Origin of the sequence: Micromonospora sp. DT228 (genome assembly GCF_049841595.1) — a bacterium.
Lineage (GTDB): Bacteria > Actinomycetota > Actinomycetes > Mycobacteriales > Micromonosporaceae > Micromonospora.
In genome coordinates this window covers 168,753-189,814 of the sequence record NZ_JBNCKO010000003.1, presented here as the reverse complement: position 1 = coordinate 189,814, position 21,062 = coordinate 168,753, and the positions used below count along the sequence as shown (strand labels likewise).

The 21,062-nt window shown below is 71.6% G+C and carries 16 protein-coding genes and 1 pseudogene; 4 read left to right on the top strand and 13 right to left on the bottom strand.

Features of this window, described 5'->3' with window-relative positions; all coding sequences use genetic code 11:
- Positions 1-117: 117 nt before the first annotated feature.
- From amcA to ACLQ29_RS07540, 5 genes are all read right to left on the bottom strand, one after another.
- Entirely contained in the window at positions 118-345 is a 228-nt protein-coding gene (gene amcA / locus ACLQ29_RS07560; RefSeq protein ID WP_393365381.1) for a multiple cyclophane-containing RiPP AmcA, read from the bottom strand.
- The gene (gene amcB, locus ACLQ29_RS07555) at positions 314-1,417 is read right to left on the bottom strand and encodes a cyclophane-forming radical SAM peptide maturase AmcB (protein WP_425771240.1); all 1,104 of its coding nucleotides are present in this window, start codon (positions 1,415-1,417) and stop codon (positions 314-316) included. Before amcB ends, amcA begins: the two co-directional genes overlap by 32 nt.
- Positions 1,418-1,543: 126 nt before the next feature.
- Positions 1,544-2,698: a phosphoribosylformylglycinamidine cyclo-ligase gene (gene purM / locus ACLQ29_RS07550; protein WP_425770924.1), complete on the bottom strand. Its 1,155-nt coding sequence runs from the start codon at positions 2,696-2,698 to the stop codon at positions 1,544-1,546.
- 59 nt (positions 2,699-2,757) lie between these two features.
- Positions 2,758-4,296, bottom strand: a complete 1,539-nt coding sequence (gene purF / locus ACLQ29_RS07545; RefSeq protein ID WP_393365377.1) for an amidophosphoribosyltransferase — start codon at positions 4,294-4,296, stop codon at positions 2,758-2,760.
- A gap of 165 nt (positions 4,297-4,461) precedes the next feature.
- Positions 4,462-4,815, bottom strand: a complete 354-nt coding sequence (locus ACLQ29_RS07540; RefSeq protein WP_425770923.1) for a sterol carrier family protein — start codon at positions 4,813-4,815, stop codon at positions 4,462-4,464.
- Between the two features lie 161 nt (positions 4,816-4,976).
- Here ACLQ29_RS07540 and ACLQ29_RS07535 point away from each other — a divergent pair, with 161 nt between their 5' ends.
- On the top strand, positions 4,977-6,950 hold the full coding sequence (locus tag ACLQ29_RS07535) for a hypothetical protein (RefSeq protein WP_425770922.1): 1,974 nt from the start codon (positions 4,977-4,979) through the stop codon (positions 6,948-6,950).
- A 190-nt stretch (positions 6,951-7,140) separates the two neighbouring features.
- Here ACLQ29_RS07535 and ACLQ29_RS07530 read toward each other — a convergent pair whose 3' ends face one another.
- The 4 genes from ACLQ29_RS07530 to purS form a co-directional block, all read right to left on the bottom strand.
- Positions 7,141-7,896: a 2-phosphosulfolactate phosphatase gene (locus ACLQ29_RS07530; protein ID WP_425771239.1), complete on the bottom strand. Its 756-nt coding sequence runs from the start codon at positions 7,894-7,896 to the stop codon at positions 7,141-7,143.
- A gap of 4 nt (positions 7,897-7,900) precedes the next feature.
- The gene (gene purL / locus ACLQ29_RS07525) at positions 7,901-10,558 is read right to left on the bottom strand and encodes a phosphoribosylformylglycinamidine synthase subunit PurL (RefSeq protein WP_425770921.1); all 2,658 of its coding nucleotides are present in this window, start codon (positions 10,556-10,558) and stop codon (positions 7,901-7,903) included.
- Positions 10,559-10,625: 67 nt separating this feature from the next.
- Positions 10,626-11,309, bottom strand: coding sequence for a phosphoribosylformylglycinamidine synthase subunit PurQ (gene purQ, locus ACLQ29_RS07520; protein ID WP_425770920.1), 684 nt, complete (start codon positions 11,307-11,309; stop codon positions 10,626-10,628).
- Positions 11,306-11,569, bottom strand: a complete 264-nt coding sequence (purS, locus tag ACLQ29_RS07515; protein WP_184180400.1) for a phosphoribosylformylglycinamidine synthase subunit PurS — start codon at positions 11,567-11,569, stop codon at positions 11,306-11,308. The genes purQ and purS overlap by 4 nt, the downstream gene beginning before the upstream one ends.
- A gap of 334 nt (positions 11,570-11,903) precedes the next feature.
- On the opposite strand from purS, the pseudogene ACLQ29_RS07510 reads away from it, so the two are divergent.
- Positions 11,904-12,497, top strand: a pseudogene (locus ACLQ29_RS07510) (S1 family peptidase); the annotation flags it as partial.
- A 24-nt stretch (positions 12,498-12,521) separates the two neighbouring features.
- Entirely contained in the window at positions 12,522-13,085 is a 564-nt protein-coding gene (locus ACLQ29_RS07505) for a YbjQ family protein (protein ID WP_393365366.1), read from the top strand.
- 168 nt (positions 13,086-13,253) lie between these two features.
- On the opposite strand, the gene purB is transcribed toward ACLQ29_RS07505, so the two are convergent.
- From purB to ACLQ29_RS07485, 4 genes are all read right to left on the bottom strand, one after another.
- Positions 13,254-14,678, bottom strand: coding sequence for an adenylosuccinate lyase (gene purB / locus ACLQ29_RS07500; protein ID WP_425770919.1), 1,425 nt, complete (start codon positions 14,676-14,678; stop codon positions 13,254-13,256).
- Between the two features lie 60 nt (positions 14,679-14,738).
- Positions 14,739-17,114 (bottom strand): hypothetical protein, encoded by a 2,376-nt coding sequence (locus ACLQ29_RS07495; protein WP_425770918.1) that lies wholly within the window; start codon positions 17,112-17,114, stop codon positions 14,739-14,741.
- A complete protein-coding gene (locus ACLQ29_RS07490) occupies positions 17,107-18,087 on the bottom strand; it encodes a glycosyltransferase family 2 protein (RefSeq protein ID WP_425770917.1) in 981 nt (326 codons plus the stop codon). The genes ACLQ29_RS07495 and ACLQ29_RS07490 overlap by 8 nt, the downstream gene beginning before the upstream one ends.
- A 195-nt stretch (positions 18,088-18,282) precedes the next feature.
- Entirely contained in the window at positions 18,283-19,575 is a 1,293-nt protein-coding gene (locus tag ACLQ29_RS07485) for an acetyl-CoA C-acetyltransferase (RefSeq protein WP_425770916.1), read from the bottom strand.
- A gap of 55 nt (positions 19,576-19,630) precedes the next feature.
- Here ACLQ29_RS07485 and ACLQ29_RS07480 point away from each other — a divergent pair, with 55 nt between their 5' ends.
- Entirely contained in the window at positions 19,631-20,989 is a 1,359-nt protein-coding gene (locus tag ACLQ29_RS07480; RefSeq protein WP_425770915.1) for a 3-oxoacyl-ACP reductase, read from the top strand.
- The last annotated feature ends 73 nt before the right edge of the window (positions 20,990-21,062 follow it).

The window sequence follows — 21,062 nt, the reverse complement described above, 5'->3', positions numbered from 1 at the left end:
CGCGGTAAGTCCGCGTGCTCACGCACGTTCCGTGCAGGTGTAGTAGCCGACGATCAGGGGCCTGACCCCGACCGGAGTCATTCCGGTCGCTCGACAGGCCCCCGATCGTGGCTCACCTCAGCGTGGGCGATTGTTCCAGTTGTAGAACGTCGGGATGTTCTCGAAGTGGTTCCAGGCGCAGACCGCGCTGGCGCCGTCGCTTCCCGAAACCTCGGAGCGCAGCCTCCGCGCGTCTTCGGCCTCCTGCAGCAGCGCGACGAGCGCAGGACCCGCCTCCCGCACCCGTTCGGTGACGCCGTCGTCCGCTTCGCGCTCAGGGCGCCGGTGACCTGTGGTCTCGGGCATGCTCCAACACTCCCTCCAGTAGGCGGATCTTGCTGTTGCGGCAGTGCTCGGTCTCGGTACCGTCAAAACGCCCCAGCTCGAAGTAACGGTTGGCGGCATGGCCACCACCGCAGAAGCCGAAGTACGGGCAGGAGACCCGACACGCCTCCACGCCGGCCAGAAACTCCCCGACCCACGGCGTCGCCCCCGCACCGGCGAGAATCTCCGCCAGCGGGGCCCGCAGCACGTTGCCGCTGCTGAAGTCGCCGTACCGAGGGTCGCTGAAGCCGGCCAACTCCGGGGACAGGACGATCACCGAGCCGTCGTGGCCGATCGTCGGGATCGGGTCCAGTTGGCGGGGCAGCACCCCGTCCGCCGAGTTGTCGAGCACGGCCGCGGCGTAGCGCAGCGACCACTCGATCTCGCGCAGGTGGATCCGGGGCTCCCGACGCCAGGCCGCGACCAACTCGGCCCAGAAGCCGGTCACCGCCGCCGGGTCGTGGCTGTTGTCGCGGGTGTTGACCCCCTCGGTCTCCTCGATGTTGACGCCCAACACGTCGCACCCAAGGTCGAGGAAGTAGTCGTACAGCTCGGTGGCGAGCCCCGGCTCCGGTCGGGACACCACGGCCAGAGCGGAGAACGGCAGGCCGTGCCGACGCAACGCGGCGACACCCCGCAGGATCCGGTCGTACGCCGGCTGGCCGCCCCGGTTGACCCGGTCACCGTTGCGCTCCCGGGGCCCGTCGACGCTCACGCTCACCCGCATCTCGTGCCGGGTGAAGAAGTCACACCAGTCGTCGTCGATCAGGGTGGCGTTCGTCTGCACGTGATGCTCGACCTCGGGCCCGAACGGGGCCATCAGGTCGGCCAGGTGCTCCCGGCCGGCCGCCAGCGGCTCTCCGCCGTGCCAGACGACCGAGAACCGGCCTGCGGCCGCCCAGGGGTTGACCGCCGCCGCGACCGCCGCGGCCACCGCCACCGGCATCCGCTGGTCGGTGGCCCGAAACGGCAGGTAGCAGTATGCGCAGTCGAGGTTGCAGAGGGTGGTCGGCTGCATGACGACGTACGACGGGACGGCCGCCAGACCGCGCATCCCGCTGAACGTCTGTCCCCGAGCAGCCATCACCCTCCTCCGCCTAGCCTGAGCCCTTCAGGCTAGGCGGCATTGGCCACTCGGGTGAAGCCCTGATCAGGTGCCCGTACGATCACCAGCGCGTGATCAACCGCGGGTGTGCTGACCGACCATCTGCACGTTGCCGGTGCCCTCGATGATCTCGCCGGCCTGCCACGCCTCGACTCCACGGCCGGTCAGGGTGGCCAGCGCGCGGTCAGCGTCCTCGGCCGAGACGATCGCGAACATGCCGACGCCCATGTTGAAGGTCGACTCCATGTCGTGGTCGTCGATGCGACCCTTCGACTGGATCAGGTCGAAGATCGGCTGCGGCTTCCAGGTGGACCGGTTGACCACGGCGTCGACGTGCTCCGGCAGCACCCGGACCAGGTTGCCGGGGATACCGCCGCCGGTGATGTGGGACAGCGCCCGCACCTCCGCCTCGGCGATCAGCTTGAGGCAGTCCTTGGCGTAGATCTTGGTCGGGGTGAGCAGCTCCTCGCCCAGGGTCCGCTGCCGGCCGAAGTCGTCGATCACGATGTCCAGTCGCATCCGGGCGGCGCCGAGCAGCACGTGCCGGACCAGCGAGTAACCGTTGGAGTGCAGGCCGGACGAGCGCATGGCGATCACCACGTCGCCCACCTCGACCCGCTCCGGGCTGAGGATGTCGGCTTCCTCGACCACGCCGACACCGGTCGCGGAGATGTCGTACTCGTCGGGGCGCAGGACGCCGGGGTGCTCGGCGGTCTCCCCGCCCAGCAGCGCGCAGCCGGCGTAGCGGCAGCCGTCGGCGATGCCCGCGCCGATCTCGGCGACCTTGTCCGGCACGACCTCGCCGGTGGCGATGTAGTCGAGCAGGAAGAGCGGCTCGGCACCGCAGGCCACCAGGTCGTCCACGACCATGGCGACCAGGTCGATGCCGACCGTGTCGTGAATGTCCATCTGCTGAGCGATCACCAGCTTGGTGCCCACCCCGTCGGTGGAGGACGCCAGGATCGGGCTCTTGTACTTCTTCGTGTCCAGCCGGAACAGGCCGGCGAACCCACCGAGGTCACCCAGCACCTCAGGGCGGCGGGTCTGACGCACCTTCGACTTGAGCAGCTCCACCGCGCGGTCGCCCGCGTCGATGGAGACTCCGGCGTCGGCGTACGAAACCGAACGTTTGCGGGCCTGCCGGCTGGTGCCGGCAGTCCAGGGCTGTCGGTCGCCGCCGGCGCCGGTCGGGCTGCTTCCTGCGCCGTTGCGCTCGGACACGTGCGTCACGGTTCTCCCCTTTGGTTCTCGGTGCCGCGCCGACGGTGGCCGGGCCGCGCCGGTTGGTGCTACGGGCGGTTTGCGGTAACGCCACCCGGAGTGGCGACGGACGTGCCGTTTGTGTGCGGGGCTTCCGGCGTCGAGTTCGCGACCCGTCGACCCACCCCTTCGAGCACGTGCTTGCCGATCAGGTTGCCGGCCGGCAACTCGATCGGGTACTCCCCATCGAAACATGCCCGACACAGCCGGGTCTTCGGCTGCTCGGTTGCGGCGATCAGGCCAGGAAGGGAAACGTAACCCAGCGTGTCGGCGCCGATGGAGCGCCGGATGCCGTCGTTGTCCAACCCGTTGGCCAGCAGCTCCGCCCGGGTGGCGAAGTCGATGCCGTAGAAGCACGGCCAACTCACGGGCGGGGAGGAGATCCGGACGTGCACCTCCAGCGCCCCCGCCTCACGCAGCATCCGGACGATGGCGCGCTGGGTGTTGCCCCGGACGATCGAGTCGTCCACGACCACCAACCGCTTGCCCCGGACGTTCTCCCGCAGCGGGTTGAGCTTGAGGCGGATGCCGAGCTGACGCAGGGTCTGCGACGGCTGGATGAACGTGCGACCCACGTACGGGTTCTTCATGAGGCCGGCGCCGTAGGTGATGCCGGACGCCTCCGCGTAGCCGATCGCTGCCGGGGTGCCGGACTCCGGCACCGGGATCACCAGGTCGGCCTCGACCGGGTGCTCCTTGGCCAACTGCCGACCGATCTGCACGCGCGCCGCGTGGACGTTGCGCCCGGCGATCGTGGCGTCCGGGCGGGCGATGTAGACGTACTCGAAGAGGCAGCCCTTCGGCTCGGGCGCGGCGAACCGGGTGGAGCGCAGCCCGTTCTCGTCGATCGCGATCAGCTCGCCCGGCTCGACCTCACGGACCACGCTCGCGCCGACGATGTCCAGTGCGGCCGTCTCGCTGGCCACCACCCACCCGCGCTCCAGACGGCCGAGCACCAGCGGGCGGACGCCGTGCGGATCGCGGGCCGCGTAGAGGGTCGACTCGTCCATGAAGACGAAGCTGAACGCGCCGCGCAGCTGCGGCAGCACCTCCAGTGCGGCCGCCTCGACCGACAGATCCGGTCGGCCGGCGAGCAGCATCGTCACCAGTGAGGTGTCGTTTGTCGAACCGTCCGCGACGAGGCCGCGCTCGGCGACCTCCTTCTCCAGCTCGGCGGTGTTGACCAGGTTGCCGTTGTGGGCCAACGCGATGGTCGTGCCGGAGGTGGTGGACCGGATCGTCGGCTGGGCGTTCTCCCAGTTGGACGCGCCGGTCGTGGAGTAACGGGCGTGCCCGATGGCCAGGTGGCCGCGCAGGCTCGCCAGGGTGGGCTCGTCGAAGACCTGGGCCACCAGGCCGAGGTCCTTGTAGACCACCACGCCGGAGCCATCGCTCACCGCGATGCCCGCCGCCTCCTGGCCGCGGTGCTGCAGGGCGTAGAGGCCGAAGTAGGTCAGGTTCGCGACCTCTTCGCCGGGCGCCCAGACGCCGAAGACACCACAGGCGTCTTGGGGGCCAGGTCGTTGGGGGTCAAGGTCGTGGCTCAGCCGGCCGTCGCCTCGGGGCACCTACCGCTCCCTCATGCTGGTCTGGACCGGCTGGGCGGGATCACGGGCGGATCCACACTCGTCTGCCGGGACCACTCTCATCGCCTGACAGTGTACGCGAATCGCCATCGACACAGATAGTCACGTCTTCCATGCTGAGCGTCACGGGAGTAGGACATCGGACGATCAGAGGGGCAGATAGGCCGAGAGGTCCGCCCGGACACCACTCATCTGGACGCGACCCTCGGTGACCGCCTCCGCCCACCCGATCCGCCCGGTGGCCAGCTCCAACCAGGTGTCCGCGGCCATCTCGACCACGTTTGACGGGTTTCCCCTGGTGTGTCGAGGTCCGGGTACGCACTGGATCGCCCCGTATGGTGGTACGCGCACCTCCACCGATCGGCCGGGGGCGCGCTCCGCGAGGATGGCCAACAGCGACCGGACCGCCTCTCGGAACACCGGCCGTTCGGGTGTACGCCCCTCGTCGAGCGCCGACAACGCGGCCGCAACGGCAGCGGACTTAATGTGCGGAGAGGACACGAAGGGACGATACGACCCATCGGCCGAGCACCTGACGTTGGCCCTGGGTCGCGCCGATCCAGTCGGACAAGGCATAGTTGCCGACGGCGTATTCGAACCGTGATGATCCCCGGCCCGGCGCCCCGCCGGTCAGAGGGAAGTCAGCCCGGAAGGCGGTGGACGTGTCAACACACCGACGTGCCTGGAACCAGCGGGCCGGTGTGGTCGTAGCGCTGGTTGCCGGCGCTCTGCTCGCCGTCCCCGCCACACCAGCAATGGCCGCCAAGATCAGCACAGCCGACAACTCGGTCACGATCGACGCAGGCAAGAGCAGCACCGTCAACGTGGTCGTCCGACCGGACCAGGACGAGAAGTCCGCGGACATCGACGTCACCGACCTGCCCGACGGCGTCACCTGCGGGGGTTGCGGACCGATCAACTTCGGTGACTCGACCGAGCCGAAGTCGGTGACGTTGACCCTGACGGCAGGGGCCACCGCGCCCGCGGCCAACGGAAGCTCGGCGAAGATCACGGTCTCGGGAGACGGTAACTCCCGCACGCTCCGGGTCACCGTCAAGGCAGCCGCCGCGCCACCGCCGCCGCAGACGCAGACCGTGCAGTCGGTCTCCGGCAAGGTGGTCGCCCAGGCCGACAGCAAGGCGGTGCCGAACGCGGTGGTCATCCTGCTGGACAGCACCGGCAAGCGCTTCGACACCACGAGCGACGGCAGCGGCAACTTCCGTATCACCGGCAGCTCGGGCAACCCGATCGCACCGGGTCGGCTCGACCTGGGCGCCTCGTTCGACAACGTGCAGGCCCGCAAGACCCTGAACGCCGCTGCCGGGCAGGCCATCACCGGGCAACGGATCAGCCTCGCGATCAAGGTCGAGGTGTCGCCAAGCGTCACGCCGTCCACCACCGCCGAGGCCACGCCCAGCGAGGAGCCGACCGACGAGGGCGCGGGCGACCAGCCCGCCGGCGACGCCAGCGCGGGCCCTCCGGCCAACGCCTCGAAGAGCGACGAAGGCGGCAACGGCGCGGGCTCGTACCTGATCATCCTGCTCGGTGGTCTGCTGGTGGCCGCCGGTGTGGGCACGATCGTCCTGCTCTGGATGAAGCGCAAGGAAAACGGCGGCGACGACGACGCCCCGGCCGCGGCTGGTGGCGGCGCTGTGGTGCCGCCGTCGCGGGGCGGTTTCCGGGGCCCCGACGACCAGACCCGGATGGCCGGTGGCCGGCCCGTCGGCGGGGCGGACCCGACAATGGTCGGCGGTGCCGCGCTGAGCGAGGCGCCGACGATGATGCATCGCCCGGTGGTCGACGACGTCCCACCGGACCCGTACGCCGCGCCGGCCCAGGCCTACGGCGGCGCGGGGCAGCAGGGTTGGGGCGGCGCCGGCTACGGCGACGAGCCGGCACCTGGCGGTTACGGGGCCGGCGGTTACGGCAACGCCCCCGCGTCGGGTGGCGGCTACGGCAACGCCCCCGCCTCCGGTGGCGGCTACGGCACCCCGGCAGGCGCCGAGGGCGGCTACGGCGCCGGTGACGGCTACGGTGCGGCACCCGGTTCCGGTGCTGGTTACGGCGGCGCTCCCGCCCCGGCCGGCGGCTACGGCAACGCGCCCGCCTCCGGTGGCGGCTACGGCAACGCGCCGGCGTCCGGCGGTGGCTACGGCAGCCGCGACTACCCCGCCCAGGGTGGGGGGACCGCCGCCTACCCGCCGGCTCCCGCTGGTGGAGCCGCCTACGGCGAGCGGTACGACGAGCCGACCGGCCGGTACACCGGCGACAACACCCAGTACCCGGCACCGGCCGACCCGTACGCCACAGGCGTCTACCAGCCGGAGCAGGGCCAGGGGTACGGCCAGCCCGACCAGGCTCCGTACGGCGGCCGGGCCGCCGAGCCGACCCCCGGGTACGGCGGCCAGCAGGCCGGTGGCTACGAGCAGGGCGGCGGCTACGGCCAACCGGCCGGCGGATACGAGCAGGGCGGCGGCTACGGCCAGGAGCCTGCACCGCAGCAGCGCGGCGGGTACGACGACCGTGGCTACGAACAGGGCGGCGGCTACGGCCAACCGGCCGCCGGTCGGCCCCGCCCGGAGACCCCGCCGCCGACCGACCGGGGCGGCCGACGTCTCGACTGGCTGGACGACTGACCGACCACAGCGCACGGAAGCGGCCACCCGGATCTCCGGGTGGCCGTTTCACATTCAGGATCCACTCGTGGTCAATGACGTCGCGGTGTCCCGCATTCCTGGACACCCCAATTTCATGCAAGCCGAGTCGATCACCAAAGGCGCGGCCCGGCGCGCGACCGGGCACGGCCCGGCGCGGGTTGAGCGCCGCTCAGGCGGCGGAGAAGACACCCTGCTTGAGCACCGGCACGACATCCGACACGCCGACTTGGACGGCGACGTTCACGTCCTCGGCAAAGCCGCTCTCGGTCAGTTCCCGCCCGGAAACGCTCCCCCGCACCGCGGCGGGCACGTCCGGAGTGCTCGCCAGCGCGGCAAGTGCCATGGCGGCCTCCACGGACAGCCCGCCCGGGACGCCGGAGAGGGCGTCGAGCACCGAGGCGGCGCCGAGTTGGTCCTCCACCGACGGGCGCAGCGACCCGTCCGGCCACCGCTCCCCGGAGGCGATCACACCGATCGGAGCGTCCACCGTGCCGTACCCCTGGCGGCGCAGCCAACCCCCGACGGCCCGTGCGTTACGCAGGCACGCCGCGACCACCGGCAGGCCGGTGGCGCTCGCGGCGGCGCTGATGGCGGAGCCGTTCGGCGAGGGTAGAACCAGATCCGCGACCACCGGCGCGGTGCTCAGTGCGGCGGGCGAGAGCGACCACGGATGGTCCGCGCTCACCCGCCGTCGGCCCACCGCGGCGACCGCGCCGACGCGCACGGCGTACTCGGCGGCCTGCTCACCCCACGGGAACGGGTGCACCCGCATGCCCCGGGCGACCGCCACCTCCACGGCGGTGGTGAACGACAACACGTCCACCACCACAAGCGCCGCGCAGACCCGGCCGAGCTCGGCCGCCCCGGTCAGCCCCCAGTCGAACCGGGCACCGGAACCGGGTTGGCCGTAGACAGCAGCCGCCAACGCCTCAGCGCTCGTCAGGCGACGGTTCGGTTGCACCGGTGTCAGACTCGGACGACCGCCCGGGCTGTGCCGGGCCGATCGGCTCGACAGCGCCGGTCTGCGGGGAAGGCCCCGAAGTGGCGATCGGCTCGGAGAGCACCTCAGCCGGGTCGATCCGCTCGGCCTGGGCGACCGGCAGGGGAACGGCCTCGACCGCGCCTGCCACGCCGGCGGCCGGCGCGGGCACCTCGACTGCCGCCGAACCCCCGAAGAGGCGCGGCAACGTCTCGGTGTGCGCCCTGCGCAGCTCGTCCAGGTCGATCCGGAACTGACCGTGCACCTCGAGCGCGCCACCGGACGGGTCGGTGACACCGATCAACTCGAACGGCACCCCCCGCTCGGCGCAGAGCGCCGCGAACGCCTTGTCGTGGCCGCGCGGCACCGACACCAACGCCCGCGTGGCGGACTCGCTGAACAGGTAGACGAACGGCATCGAGCCCTCGGCGAACTGCTCCGGCACCGCGACCCGGGCACCGACGCCGCGCCGCAGGCAGGACTCGACCAGGCTCTGGGCGAGACCGCCGTCGGAGAGGTCGTGCGCGGAGGCCAGGTGACCCACCCGGGCAGCCTCGGCCAGCAGCTCGGCCAGCGCCTTCTCGCGGAGCAGGTCGACCTGCGGCGGGATGCCACCGAGGTGCTCGTGCGTCACCCAGGCCCACTCCGAGCCGGACAGCTCCACGTTCGTCTCGCCGAGCAGGTAGAGCTGGTCGTGGTCGCCACCGGGCCGCGGCACGAAGCCCATCGGCACCCGGTCGGCGACGTTGTCCAGCACGCCCAGCACACCGACCACCGGGGTCGGGTGGATGGCCGCCGCGCCGGTCTGGTTGTAGAAGCTGACGTTGCCGCCAGTCACCGGAATGCCCAGCTCCAGGCAGCCGTCCGCCAGGCCGCGCACGGCCTCGGCGAACTGCCACATCACGCCCGGGTCTTCCGGCGAGCCGAAGTTGAGGCAGTCGGTCACGGCGATCGGCTTCGCGCCGGTCACCGCCACGTTCCGGTACGCCTCGGCCAGGGCCAGCTTGGTGCCGTTGTACGGGTCCAGTCGGGCGTACCGGCCGTTGCCGTCCACCGACAGCGCCACGCCGAGACCGGTGCGCTCGTCGATCCGGATCACACCGCCGTCCTCCGGCTGGGCGAGCACGGTGTTGCCCAGCACGTAGCGGTCGTACTGCTCGGTGACCCAGCTCTTGTCGCACAGGTTGGGCGACGCGATCATGCGCAGCACGGTCTCCCGCAGCGCCTCCGGGTCGGCCGGGCGGGGCAGCGTCTCGGCCCGGTCGGCCTGCAGCAGGATCAGGTCGGCCGGCTCACGCATCGGCCGGGCGTAGACCGGGCCGTCGTCGACGAGCGAACCCGGCGGCACGTCGACGACCAGGTGGTCCTGCCAGGTGATCAGCAGTCGACCCGGGCTGCCGTCCGGCTCCGGTGCGGTGACCTCACCGATCGCGGTGGCGAGGACGCCCCACTTCTCGCAGGTCTTGAGCACCGCGTCGAGCTTGTCCGGCTCGACGACCAGCAGCATCCGCTCCTGCGACTCGCTGGCCAGGATCTCGTGCGGGTCCATCGAGGGCTCGCGCAGCGGAACCCGCTCCAGCCAGACCCGCATGCCGGTGCTGGCCGCGGCGGCGGTCTCGGTGAGCGCGCAGGTCAGACCGGCGCCGCCGAGGTCCTGGATGCCGACGACCAGCTGGCCGTCGTACAGCTCGAGGCACGCCTCGATCAGCAGCTTCTCGGTGAACGGGTCACCAACCTGCACGGCGGGCCGGCGGGCCTCGCTGCCCTCGTCGAAGGTGGCGCTGGCCAGCACCGAGACGCCGCCGATGCCATCGCGGCCGGTCTTGGCGCCCATCAGGACGACAACGTTGCCCGGGCCGGCGGCGGCCTTGTTCTGCAGCCGACTGACCGGCAGCACGCCCAGACAGAGCGCGTTGAGCAGTGGGTTGCCCTGGTAGGAGGGGTCGAAGACCAGCTCACCACCGATGTTGGGCAGGCCCAGGCAGTTGCCGTAGCCGCCGACGCCGGCAACCACACCGGTGAGCACGCGGGCGGTGTCCGGGTGGTCCGCGGCACCGAAGCGCAGCGGGTCCATCACCGCGACCGGGCGGGCACCCATGGCCAGGATGTCCCGGACGATGCCGCCGACGCCTGTCGCCGCGCCCTGGTACGGCTCGACGAAGCTCGGGTGGTTGTGCGACTCGACCTTGAAGGTGACCGCCAGCTCCTCGGAGACCTGCACGACTCCGGCGTTCTCGCCGATGCCGGCGAGCATCCGGTCGCTGGGCGGAGCCTTCTCACCGAACTGGCGCAGGTGCACCTTGCTCGACTTGTAGGAGCAGTGCTCGCTCCACATGATCGAGTACATCGCCAGCTCGGACTGCGTGGGCCGGCGGCCGAGGATCTGCCGGATCCGGTCGTACTCGTCGTCCCGCAGGCCAAGCTCGGTGTACGGCTGGAGCTCGCCCGGGGTGCCACCGGCGCGCGGCACGGTGTCGACGCCCTCGGTCCACACGGCGGTGGCCAGCGGGGCCGGAGCGGCCGGCTGCGCCGGGCTCGGCTCGGCCGGCTGCGCCGGGGCGGAGTACGCCTCGGGCGTGTCGCGTACCGGGTCCGGATGGGTGGTCATGACCTCTCCTCGCTGCGCTCGTGCCCGCCAGAGATGCGGTTGAGCAGACCGATGATCGTGTCGCCGGTCATGCCGGCGCCCCCACCAGGTGCTTGAGGACCGACGTGAAGAAGCCGAGGCCGTCCAACGAAGGACCGGTGAGCGCCTCCACCGCGTGCTCGGGGTGCGGCATGATGCCGACCACGTTGCCCGCGGCGTTGGTGATCGCGGCGATGTCCCGCTGCGACCCGTTGGGGTTGCCGCCGACGTACCGGGCGACCACCCGGCCCTCGGCTTCGAGCTGGTCCAGCGTCGCGGTGTCCGCGACGTAGCAGCCCTCGCCGTTCTTGACCGGGATGAGCACCTCCTGGCCGGGCTGGAACGCGTTGGTCCACGCGGTGCCGGCCGACTCGATGCGCAGGACCTGGTCCCGGTTGCGGAAGTGCAGGTGCTGGTTGCGGGTGAGCGCACCGGGCAGCAGGTGCGCCTCGCACAGGATCTGGAAGCCGTTGCAGATGCCGAGCACCGGCAGGCCGCCCTGGGCGGCGCCCACGATCGTCTCCATCACCGGGGCGAACCGCGCGATGGCACCGCAGCGCAGGTAGTCGCCGTAGGAGAAGCCGCCGGGCAGCACGACCGCGTCCACCCCGTGCAGGTCCGGGTCACCGTGCCAGAGCCGGACCGGCTCGGCGCCGGCGATCCGGACGGCCCGGGCCGCGTCCCCGTCGTCGAGCGAGCCAGGGAAGGTGACGACACCGACCCGGGCGGTCACGAGCGGGCGTCCGCGGTCTCGTCGGCCTCGACCAGGCGAATGGTGAAGTCCTCGATGACCGGGTTGGCGAGCAACTTGTCGGCAATCTCCCGAGCGCGGTCCAGGTCCGGTTCACCTGTGAACTCGATCTCGATCCGCCTGCCGATCCGAACCGAGGCGACGTCACCGACGCCGAGCCGGGGCAGCGCGTTTGCGACGGCCTGGCCCTGCGGATCGAGGATCTCGGGCTTGAGCATGACGTCGACGACGACGCGAGGCACTGGGCACTCCTGACTGTGTACGCAGTTGGGTGCCGACCCACAACGGGCGAGCGCAGCCAGCGTACCTGGCAGATATCGCCACGGGCGCACCGGCCGGGTGCAGTTCAGGCAGTGATCGACATTACCGGCACCCAGGGTGGCCCGGGGAGCGCGACAGGTGGCCTCAGCAGGACATATACGGCGCTTCCGGTAGCCGAATCGTTACATTGATCAATTCCGATCGAAATCGTGACAACGGTGACCCTCGGCCCTATCGTACATCGATGCAAGTCGATCTGAGCGGCGACGGAGACCCCCGCTGCCGCCCTCCCGCACCTGGCGACCCCGGGTCCGCCCGCAACCCATCATCGGCGGCACCACCGTCGCGTCCGCGCCCTGGGCCGCCGCGGTGCTGAGCAACGGCTCGTTCACCTGCTCCGGCAGCGTCATCGCCGCCCAGTGGGTGCTCACCGCCCGCCACTGCGCCAGCGGCACCATGTCGGTCCGGGTCGGCAGCGTCTACCGCGCCTCGGGCGGGGTCACCCGCACGGTCAGCGCCACCTACACCCGCAACGACCTCGCCCTCATGCGGCTCTCCAGCACGGTCAGCACCTCGACGGTCACCCTGGCCAGCAGCAACCCGCCCATCAACTCGACCAACTCGATCTACGGGTGGGGCATGACCTGCTACAGCGGCTGCTCCGCGTCCAGCCAGCTGAAGACCGCCACCGTGCGGGTGACAAGCAACAGCGCCACCGACGCGTACGGCGGGCAGGCCATCCGCAGCACCGAGATCAGCGGCAACGCCTGGCGGGGCGACTCGGGCGGCCCCCAGTTCTACAACGGCCAGCAGGTCGGCGTCGCCTCCACCGCCGACGGCTACCGCATCCAGAACTACGGCAGCGTTGCGTACAACCGGGCCTGGATCACCTCGGTGGCCGGTGTCTGACGGTTAACACCCCGGGCGGCGCGGATGGTCGGCCCCGGGTCGGCCGTCCGCGCCGCGCTGTTTTGCAGCATCCGATCAGGTGAACAATGCACCCGATCGGGTCAGGCCACTCCTGACAGCATCGGAACCGTGCTGGTCGTGACGACAGAGCAACTGCCCGGCTACGAGATCCGCCAGATCCTCGGTGAGGTCGTGTCCTCGATGGCCCGCACCCGCAACCCGTACCGCGAGGGGGTCAAGAACCTGCGCGGCGGCGCGTACGACCCGATGGCCCCGGACAACCTGACCCGCTGGCGTACCGACTCGGTGTCCCGGCTCGGCGAGGAGGCCCTGCGGCTCGGCGCGAACGCGGTGATCGGCATGCGCTTCGACAGCCGCGACTGCGGCGAGATGTGGATGGAGATCTGCGCGTACGGAACGGCGGTGGTCGCCGTACCCAAGATGCCCGAGGTCATGCCGGCCGACCAGCCGGCGGTCGCCGCGGAGACCGCGGAGGTCGCGGGCTTCACGGAATCGCCAGGCGGAATCGCCGAACCGGCGAGCGCCCCCAACCTCCGCACATCCGCCGAAACCGCAACCGGCGACTAACCCACCCACCCACTCACCCACCCAGGCCCCCGCCCCGCCCACCCAGCCCTGTTGATCATGAGGTTATTGCCCGCCACGTCGGCGTGTCGTGGCAATAACTCATGATCAACGGGATGCAGGGGTGGAGGGGGTGGGGGTGGGGTGGGGGTGGGGTGGGGTGGGGTGGGGTTAGAGGATCGGGGGTGGGGAGTAGGTTGCGGCGTTTGGGTGGTTTTGGACTACCTTGGTGATTCGGCGGGTGATCGATTCGACCTGTGCGGCGGCGGCGCCGACGAAGGCGGAGCGGTCGGCGACAAGTGTGTCGATGTCGGTGCGGGACAGGCCCAGCCGGCCGTCGGCCGCCAACCGGTCGAACAGGTCGTTCTCCGGCGAGCCCTGCTCGCGCATCGCGAGGGCCACCGCGACCGCGTGCTCCTTGATCACCTCGTGGGCGACCTCCCGGCCGACGCCGCGCCGGACCGCCGCCACCAGGATCTTCGTGGTGGCCAGGAACGGCAGGAACCGCTCCAACTCCCGGTTGATCACCGCCGGGTACGCGCCGAACTCGTCGAGCACGGTGAGGAACGTCTGGAACAGCCCGTCGGCGGCGAAGAACGCATCCGGCAGTGCCACCCGGCGGACCACCGAGCAGGACACGTCCCCCTCGTTCCACTGGTCACCGGCCAACTCGCCGACCATCGACAGGTAACCGCGGATGATCACCGCGAAGCCGTTCACCCGCTCGGACGAGCGGGTGTTCATCTTGTGCGGCATCGCGCTGGAGCCGACCTGACCCGGCTTGAAGCCCTCGGTGGCCAACTCCTGGCCGACCATCAGCCGGATCGTGGTGGCCAGCGACGACGGCGCCGCGGCGGTCTGCGCCAGCGCGGCCAGCACGTCGAAGTCCAGCGAACGCGGGTAGACCTGCCCGACGCTGTCCAGCACCCGGGAGAAGCCGAGGTGCTCGGCGACCCGCCGCTCCAACTCGGCCACCTTGTCGGCGTCGCCGTCGAAGAGGTCCAACTGGTCGGCCGCCGTGCCCACCGGGCCCTTGATCCCGCGCAGCGGGTAGCGGGCGATCAGCTCCTCCAGCCGCTCGTACGCGATGAGCAGCTCCTCCGCCGCCGACGCGAAGCGCTTGCCCAGCGTGGTGGCCTGCGCCGCCACGTTGTGCGAGCGGCCGGTCATGACCACCTCGGAATACTCGTGGGCCAGCCACGCCAACCGGGCGAGGGTGGCCACCACCCGGTCCCGGATCAGCTCCAGCGAGGCGCGCACCTGAAGCTGTTCGACGTTCTCGGTGAGGTCCCGCGAGGTCATCCCCTTGTGCACGTGCTCGTGCCCGGCGAGCGCGCTGAACTCCTCGATCCGGGCCTTCACGTCGTGCCGGGTGACCCGCTCCCGCTCCGCGATCGAGGCGAGGTCGACCTGGTCGAGCACCCGCTCGTACGCCTCGACCACACCGTCCGGCACGGCCACGCCCAGGTCACGTTGGGCGCGGAGCACGGCGAGCCAGAGCCGTCGCTCCATCCGGACCTTCTCCTCCGGAGACCAGAGGGCTACCAGTTCGGGCGAGGCGTACCGGTTGGCCAGCACGTTGGGGATCGTCGTCACGTACCTCATTGTCCCGCACCCGCTGGTCGACACCGGGACCGGGCCGGACTGCCTAGGCGGTCAGGGGCGGCTGACCTCGTAGACGGTGACCGAGCCGGCGACCAGCCGAACCTGAGCCAGCCGGGCCAGCTCCGGCGACACCGCGCCCGCCCTGGTGTCGGCGAACAACCACCGGACGCGGTGCCGTGTGCGGAGGCGGTCCAGGTCGGCGACGGTCGGCGCGGTGAACACGCCGTCGTTGAGCGCGAGCAGTTCCTGGTCGGGGAAGTTCTGTCGGGCGTACCCCAGGTTGTCGACGCCGTGCGCGGCCACGACCGCGTCGGTGTACCCCCAGCTCTCCACCACCGTCCGGTGGCCGCCCAGACCGGTCACCCAGAACGCCCGGGCATCGCAGTGCGGGGTGGTCCGCACCGGCCGACAGTGCACGTTTGTCGCGACCACGTCGTCGTCGGCGGCGTGTGCGTCCAGCCACAACGCCGCGCGCATCTCGTCGACGGTCAGGGCGTACGGCTGCGGCCCGGTCGCCGGCACCGGCTCGGTCAGCACCGAGCGGACGACTCCGCCCACGGCGACGGCACCGCTGGCACCGAGCATCGCGGCGGTGACCCCGGCCACCGCGATCGTCGCCACCCGCCGACGACCCCCCGGCGACGGGACGCGCCGCCGCCACAGGGCTGCCACCCCGACGGCGAGCGCGGCGGCCACCGCCACGAACAGCACGTACCGGACGGCCGAGGCGCCCAGCACCCGCAGCCATCCCTCGATGGTCGAGGTGTAGGGGGTGCCGGGACGGGCGATCCGCGGCCACGCGATCCCCGGCACCGTGCCGGCCGTGACCAGCGCCGCCAGCGCGCCGGCCACGGCGGGCACCACCAGCGCCGGCCAGGGTGCCCGGGCCACGGCGAGCGACCAGGCGGTCAACACGGCGCCGACCGGGATGACACCCATCCAGAAGTAGATCTGGCTGATCGACGGGTGCTGGAACACCCAGGTGGTGGCAGCTCCGGCGAGCACCGTCCCGGCGAGCAGCCAAACGGCCGCGTCGGCCCGGTGCTCCCGCTCGACCAGCAGGGTCATACCCACCCACCGTGGCGCCTGGCCCAGCACCCACCAGGCGACCACGGAGAACGCCAGCAGCCAGCCGAGGGCGCCGCCGTCATTGATGCCGGGCGGCAGCGGCGCATCCGGCCAGATTCCGTCGCCACCACCGAGCGTTTCGGAGTACGGGCCGATGAAGTGCAGCAAGGCCAACGCCTGCACCCGCAGCGTGGATGCCCCGCCGCCGGCGAACAACCGGAAACCGAGCGCCATCGCCGCCACGAGACAGGCCAGCGCCACCAACGCAGGTCGTGGCACCCGCCGCTCCCGCCACCAGAACACGACCGCGGTGAGACCCAGGCCGGCGACCAGCGGTGGCAACGCGCTGGACTTCGCCCCCGCACAGACCAGGCCGAGCACCGGGACCAGCGCCCAGGCCAGGCCGAGGGACCGCCCTCGCGCCACGTCGACACAGAGGCCGACGAGCAACAGCAACGGCACCAGCACGTACGTCTGCGACGGGCTGGCGTAGGCCAAGGGCATCTCACCGGACGCGCCCACGGCCGAGCCGAGCGTGACGGTCGTCCCGACGAAGCCCGCGACGGCGACCACCGGGCCGGCCCAGACGGCACCACTCAGGTCGCGGGCGAGTCCGGCCGCGAGTACCACCGCCGTACCGATCACCGGCACCAGCCAGAGTCGCAGCAGCACCGTCGCCGGCGGGATGTCGGTGACCATGCTGGCGCTGGCGATGTGCGCGTCGGAAAGGTAGTGGTAGCGCAGCCCCTCCCCCGCGACGTGCGGCAACTCGAACGGCATCGCCCGGGTCAGCTCCTGCACCAGCCCCAGGTGGTAGAGCAGGTCCTGGTAGTAGCCGCCGGACACCGGAGGCAGCGGCACCATCCGCCACTGGATGTACCCCCAGGCCACCACCACCAACAGCGCTACGCCCATCGCCCAGTGCCACCCGACCGGCAGCGGCCGGCGCTCGCCGAGCCGCCAGTGCCGGCGTAGCCCGGGGACGGCGGCGAAGGCGACGAGTACCGGCAGCGGCCACCAGCGCAGCAGGGACTGCTGGCCGGTCGCCGCGGCCAACGCCCAGGCGACGATCTCGAGCAGCAGGCCGGTGGCCGCGCCGTAGGCGAGATCCTCCGGAAGGTTGCCCCGGCTGCCGCGCAGCGCGCGGTGCACAAGGGTTCCGGGGAGCACCAGGGCGAACACCCAGTACGCGGAGAACCGGGCAAGGTCCGGGGCCGGCACGTCGTCGCGTGACCAGACCACAAGCAGGGCGGCGATGACGAGCGCCCACGGGAGCGTGGTGAGGACCGGCAGGAGGGCGTTCCGACGTGCCGCCGGGGCCGGGGTGTCGATCCGCTCGGCCAGCAGGGTGTCAGCCACGGGCGTTGACCACCGGTCCGAAGTCGGCCCGGCTCTCCGCCACCGTCTCGGCGGCCGGCACCTCGTCCCGTGAGTCGAACCCGACGTGGAAGGCGGGTCGGTTCTGCACGGTGGCGTAGATCCGCCCGACGTACTCGCCCAGCAGGCCGAGGCAGACCAACTGCACCCCGCTGAGCAGCAGCACGGCGACGAACATCGAGGTCCAGCCGGGGATCGTGGCACCGGAGACGTGGACGACAACGCCGAACACGATGAGCGCGAGGCAGAGCAGGAAGCTCGACATTCCCAGCCAGGTGGCCAGCCGCAGTGGCGCGGCGGAGAAGTTCGCCGCGCTCTCCCAGGCCAGGGCCACCATCCGGCGCAACGGATACTTCGTCTCCCCGGCGGCCCGCGCCGCGCGGTCGTAGCGCACCTCGGCGCTGGGAAAGCCGAGCGACGGCACCAGCAGCCGGTAGACCGGGGCGCGTTCGGGCAGTCGGCGCAGCACCTCGACGACGTCGCGGCTGAGCAACCGGAAGTCACCGGCCTGGGCGGGCAGGTCGGCGCCGACGAGCCGGCGCATCACCCAGTAGTAGCCGCGGGCGGTGTTGCGCTTGAAGACCGTGTCGGTGCTGCGGTCGGCGCGGACGCCGTAGACCACGTCCACACCGTTCTCGCGGGCCACCCTGAGCATCTCGGCGATGGTCTCCGGTGGGTCCTGAAGGTCAGCGTCGAGGCTGATCACCCACCGGCCGACGGCACGGTGGAGGCCGGCGGTCAGCGCCGCCTGGTGGCCGCTGTTGCGCCGCAGCCGGAGCACCCGCAGCTGCGGCCAGTCCCGAGCGTGGTCGAAGAGCACCGACACGGTGTCGTCCCGGCTGCCGTCGTCGACGGCGACCACCTCGTAGTCGACGCCGAGCGCGTCCAGCACCGGCCGCAGCCGGGCGACCAGGGCCGGGATGACAGCGGTCTCGTTGAACATGGGGATGACCACCGAAAGGATGGTCGTCCGTGGCAAGACGGACTCCATGGTGTTACGGCCCCGTTCCGCACGCAGGAGCGATCGATGACGCGCCCAGGGCGCGGTAACGATCACCATCACGTGGTAAACCCTCCACCAGCCGGCCGACTCCTGAACGAGCCGTTAACGCCTGCTGGCGGACATCCCCGTAAGGGGCGATCCGCGCGGTCAGCGTTCCAGGATCGCGGTCACGCCCTGGCCGCCGGCCGCGCAGATCGAGATCAGCCCGCGTCCGCTGCCCTTCTCGGCGAGCAGCTTGGCCAGGGTCGCCACGATCCGCCCGCCGGTGGCGGCGAACGGGTGCCCCGCGGCAAGCGACGAGCCGTTGACGTTGAGCCGGTCGGTGTCGATCGCGCCCAGCGGCGCGTCCAGGCCGAGGCGGTCCTTGCAGAACTCCGGCGACTCCCAGGCGGCGAGGGTGGCCAGCACCTGCGAGGCGAACGCCTCGTGGATCTCGTAGTAGTCGAAGTCCCGCAACGTCAGCCCGGCGCGGGCCAGCATCCGGGGCACCGCGTAGGCGGGGGCCATCAGCAGCCCCTCGTCGCCGTGCACGAAGTCGACGGCGGCCGTCTCCGACCAGCTGAACCAGGCCAGCACCGGCAGGTTGCGCGCGGCTGCCCACTCCTCGCTGGCCAGCAGCACCGTGGACGCGCCGTCGGTGAGCGGAGACGAGTTGCCGGCGGTCATGGTGGCCTGCTCGGCGTCCGGGCCGCGGGTGCCGAAGGCCGGCTTGAGTCGGCCGAGCTTCTCCAGGCTGGTGTCGGGGCGGAGGTTCGCATCGCGGGTCAAACCCAGGTACGGCGTCATCAGGTCGTCGAAGAAGTTCCGGTCGTACGCGGCGGCGAGCCGCTGGTGTGAGCGCAGCGCCAGCTCGTCCTGGGAGCGTCTGTCGATCTGCCAGCGCAGTGCGGTGCGGGCGGCGTGGTCACCCATGGACAGGCCGGTACGAGGTTCGGCGTTGCGTGGGATCTCCGGCTTGAACGGTTGCGAGGGGCGCAGCTTCGCCGCGACCTTGAGCCGTTCGCCGAGCGTGCGGGCCGAGTTGAGCTTGAGCAGCGTGCGGCGCATCTCCTCGTTGACCGCGAGCGGCGCGTCGGACGTGGTGTCGACGCCGCCGGCGATGCCCACGTCGAGTTGGCCGAGGGCGATCTTGTTGGCGACCAGGATCGCCGCCTCCAGGCCGGTGCCGCAGGCCTGCTGGATGTCGTACGCCGGGGTGTGCGGGTCGAGCCGGGAGCCGAGCACCGCCTCGCGGGCGAGGTTGAAGTCACGGGAGTGTTTGAGCACCGCCCCGATCACCACCTCGCCGACCCGCTGACCGGCTAGTCCGTAGCGGGCGATCAGGCCATCCAGGGCGGCGCCGAGCAGGTCCGAGTTGGACGCGTCCGCGTAGCGGGAGTTGGAACGGGCGAAGGGGATGCGATTGCCCCCGATGACCGCGACCCGCCGAATGCTCTGCACGATCCGCCTCCTCCAAGATGTGTCACTCGAACCTACTCGCCAGTAGGCTACGCCCATGACCGACAGGTACGCGACTTTCGTCCAATCGGCCGCCGGCCGCGCGCTGGTCAAGCGCCTCGGGCTGCCCGACCCGCCCCGACTGCGCCGGCACCACCCCGGCGACCCGCTGCTGCCCGGGCCGGCCCTGCTCGGCGCGGCCACCGGCGGCCGGCTCGCCGAGCCGCTCGCCACGATCCTGACCACCGCCGGGGTCGAGCTGCGCGACACCGCCACCGCCGCGCCGCAGGACCGGTTCGGCGCCCTGGTGTACGACGCCACCGGGATCACCGACTCGACCGACCTGCGCCAGCTCTACGACTTCTTCCACCCACGGGCTCGGGCGGTGCTGCCCAGCGGTCGGGTGATCGTGCTCGGCACCCCGCCGCAGGAGTGCGCGACGCCCCGCGAGGCGACCGCCCAGCGCGCCCTGGACGGGCTGGTCCGCAGCATCGGCAAGGAGTTCGGCCGGGGCACCACCGCGCAACTCGTCTCCGTCACCCGCGCCGACCGGGACCCCCACACACTCACCAGCCTCGAATCGACACTCCGCTTCCTGCTGTCCGGCCGGTCCGCGTACGTGTCGGGCCAGGTCATCCGGGTCGGTGTCGGCGCGGCGAGCGCACCCACCGACTGGGACCGCCCGCTGGACGGCCAGGTCGTGCTTGTCACAGGCGCCGCCCGGGGCATCGGCGCGGCGCTCGCGAGGGTGCTCGCCCGCGACGGCGCGCAGGTGGTGGCGCTGGACATCCCGGCCGCCGGGGACGCCCTCGCCGCGGTGGCGAACGACATCGGCGGTACGGCCGTGCAGCTCGACCTGACCGCGCCGGACGCGCCGGCCCGGCTCGCCGACCACCTGGCCAGCCGGAACGGCCGGGTCGACGTGGTGGTGCACAACGCCGGCATCACCCGGGACCGGACGCTCGGCCGGATGGACGCCGACCGGTGGGACCAGGTCATCGACGTCAACCTGTCCAGCCAGGAGCGGATCAACGACGTGCTGCTGGAGCGCGGGCTGGTCCCGGCCGGCGGGCGGATCGTCGCGGTCTCGTCGATCGCCGGGATCGCCGGCAACCGGGGGCAGACCAACTACGCGACGAGCAAGGCCGGCGTGATCGGGTTGGTCGACGCGCTCGCCCCGGTCCTGCGCGAGCGGGGGATCAGCGTCAACGCGGTGGCCCCGGGCTTCATCGAGACCCGGCTGACCGCGCGCATCCCGCTCGTGGTCCGCGAGGCGGGCCGACGGATGAACAGCCTGGCCCAGGGCGGCCTGCCGGTGGACGTGGCCGAGACGATCGGTTGGTTGGCCTGGCCGGCCAGCGGTGCGGTCAGCGGCAACGTGGTCCGGGTCTGCGGCCAGAGCCTGCTGGGGGCGTGATGGGCACGCGGAGAGAGCCGGACGACGACCTTTCCCTGCACGAGCTGATCGACGGCCCGACGGAGACACTGTC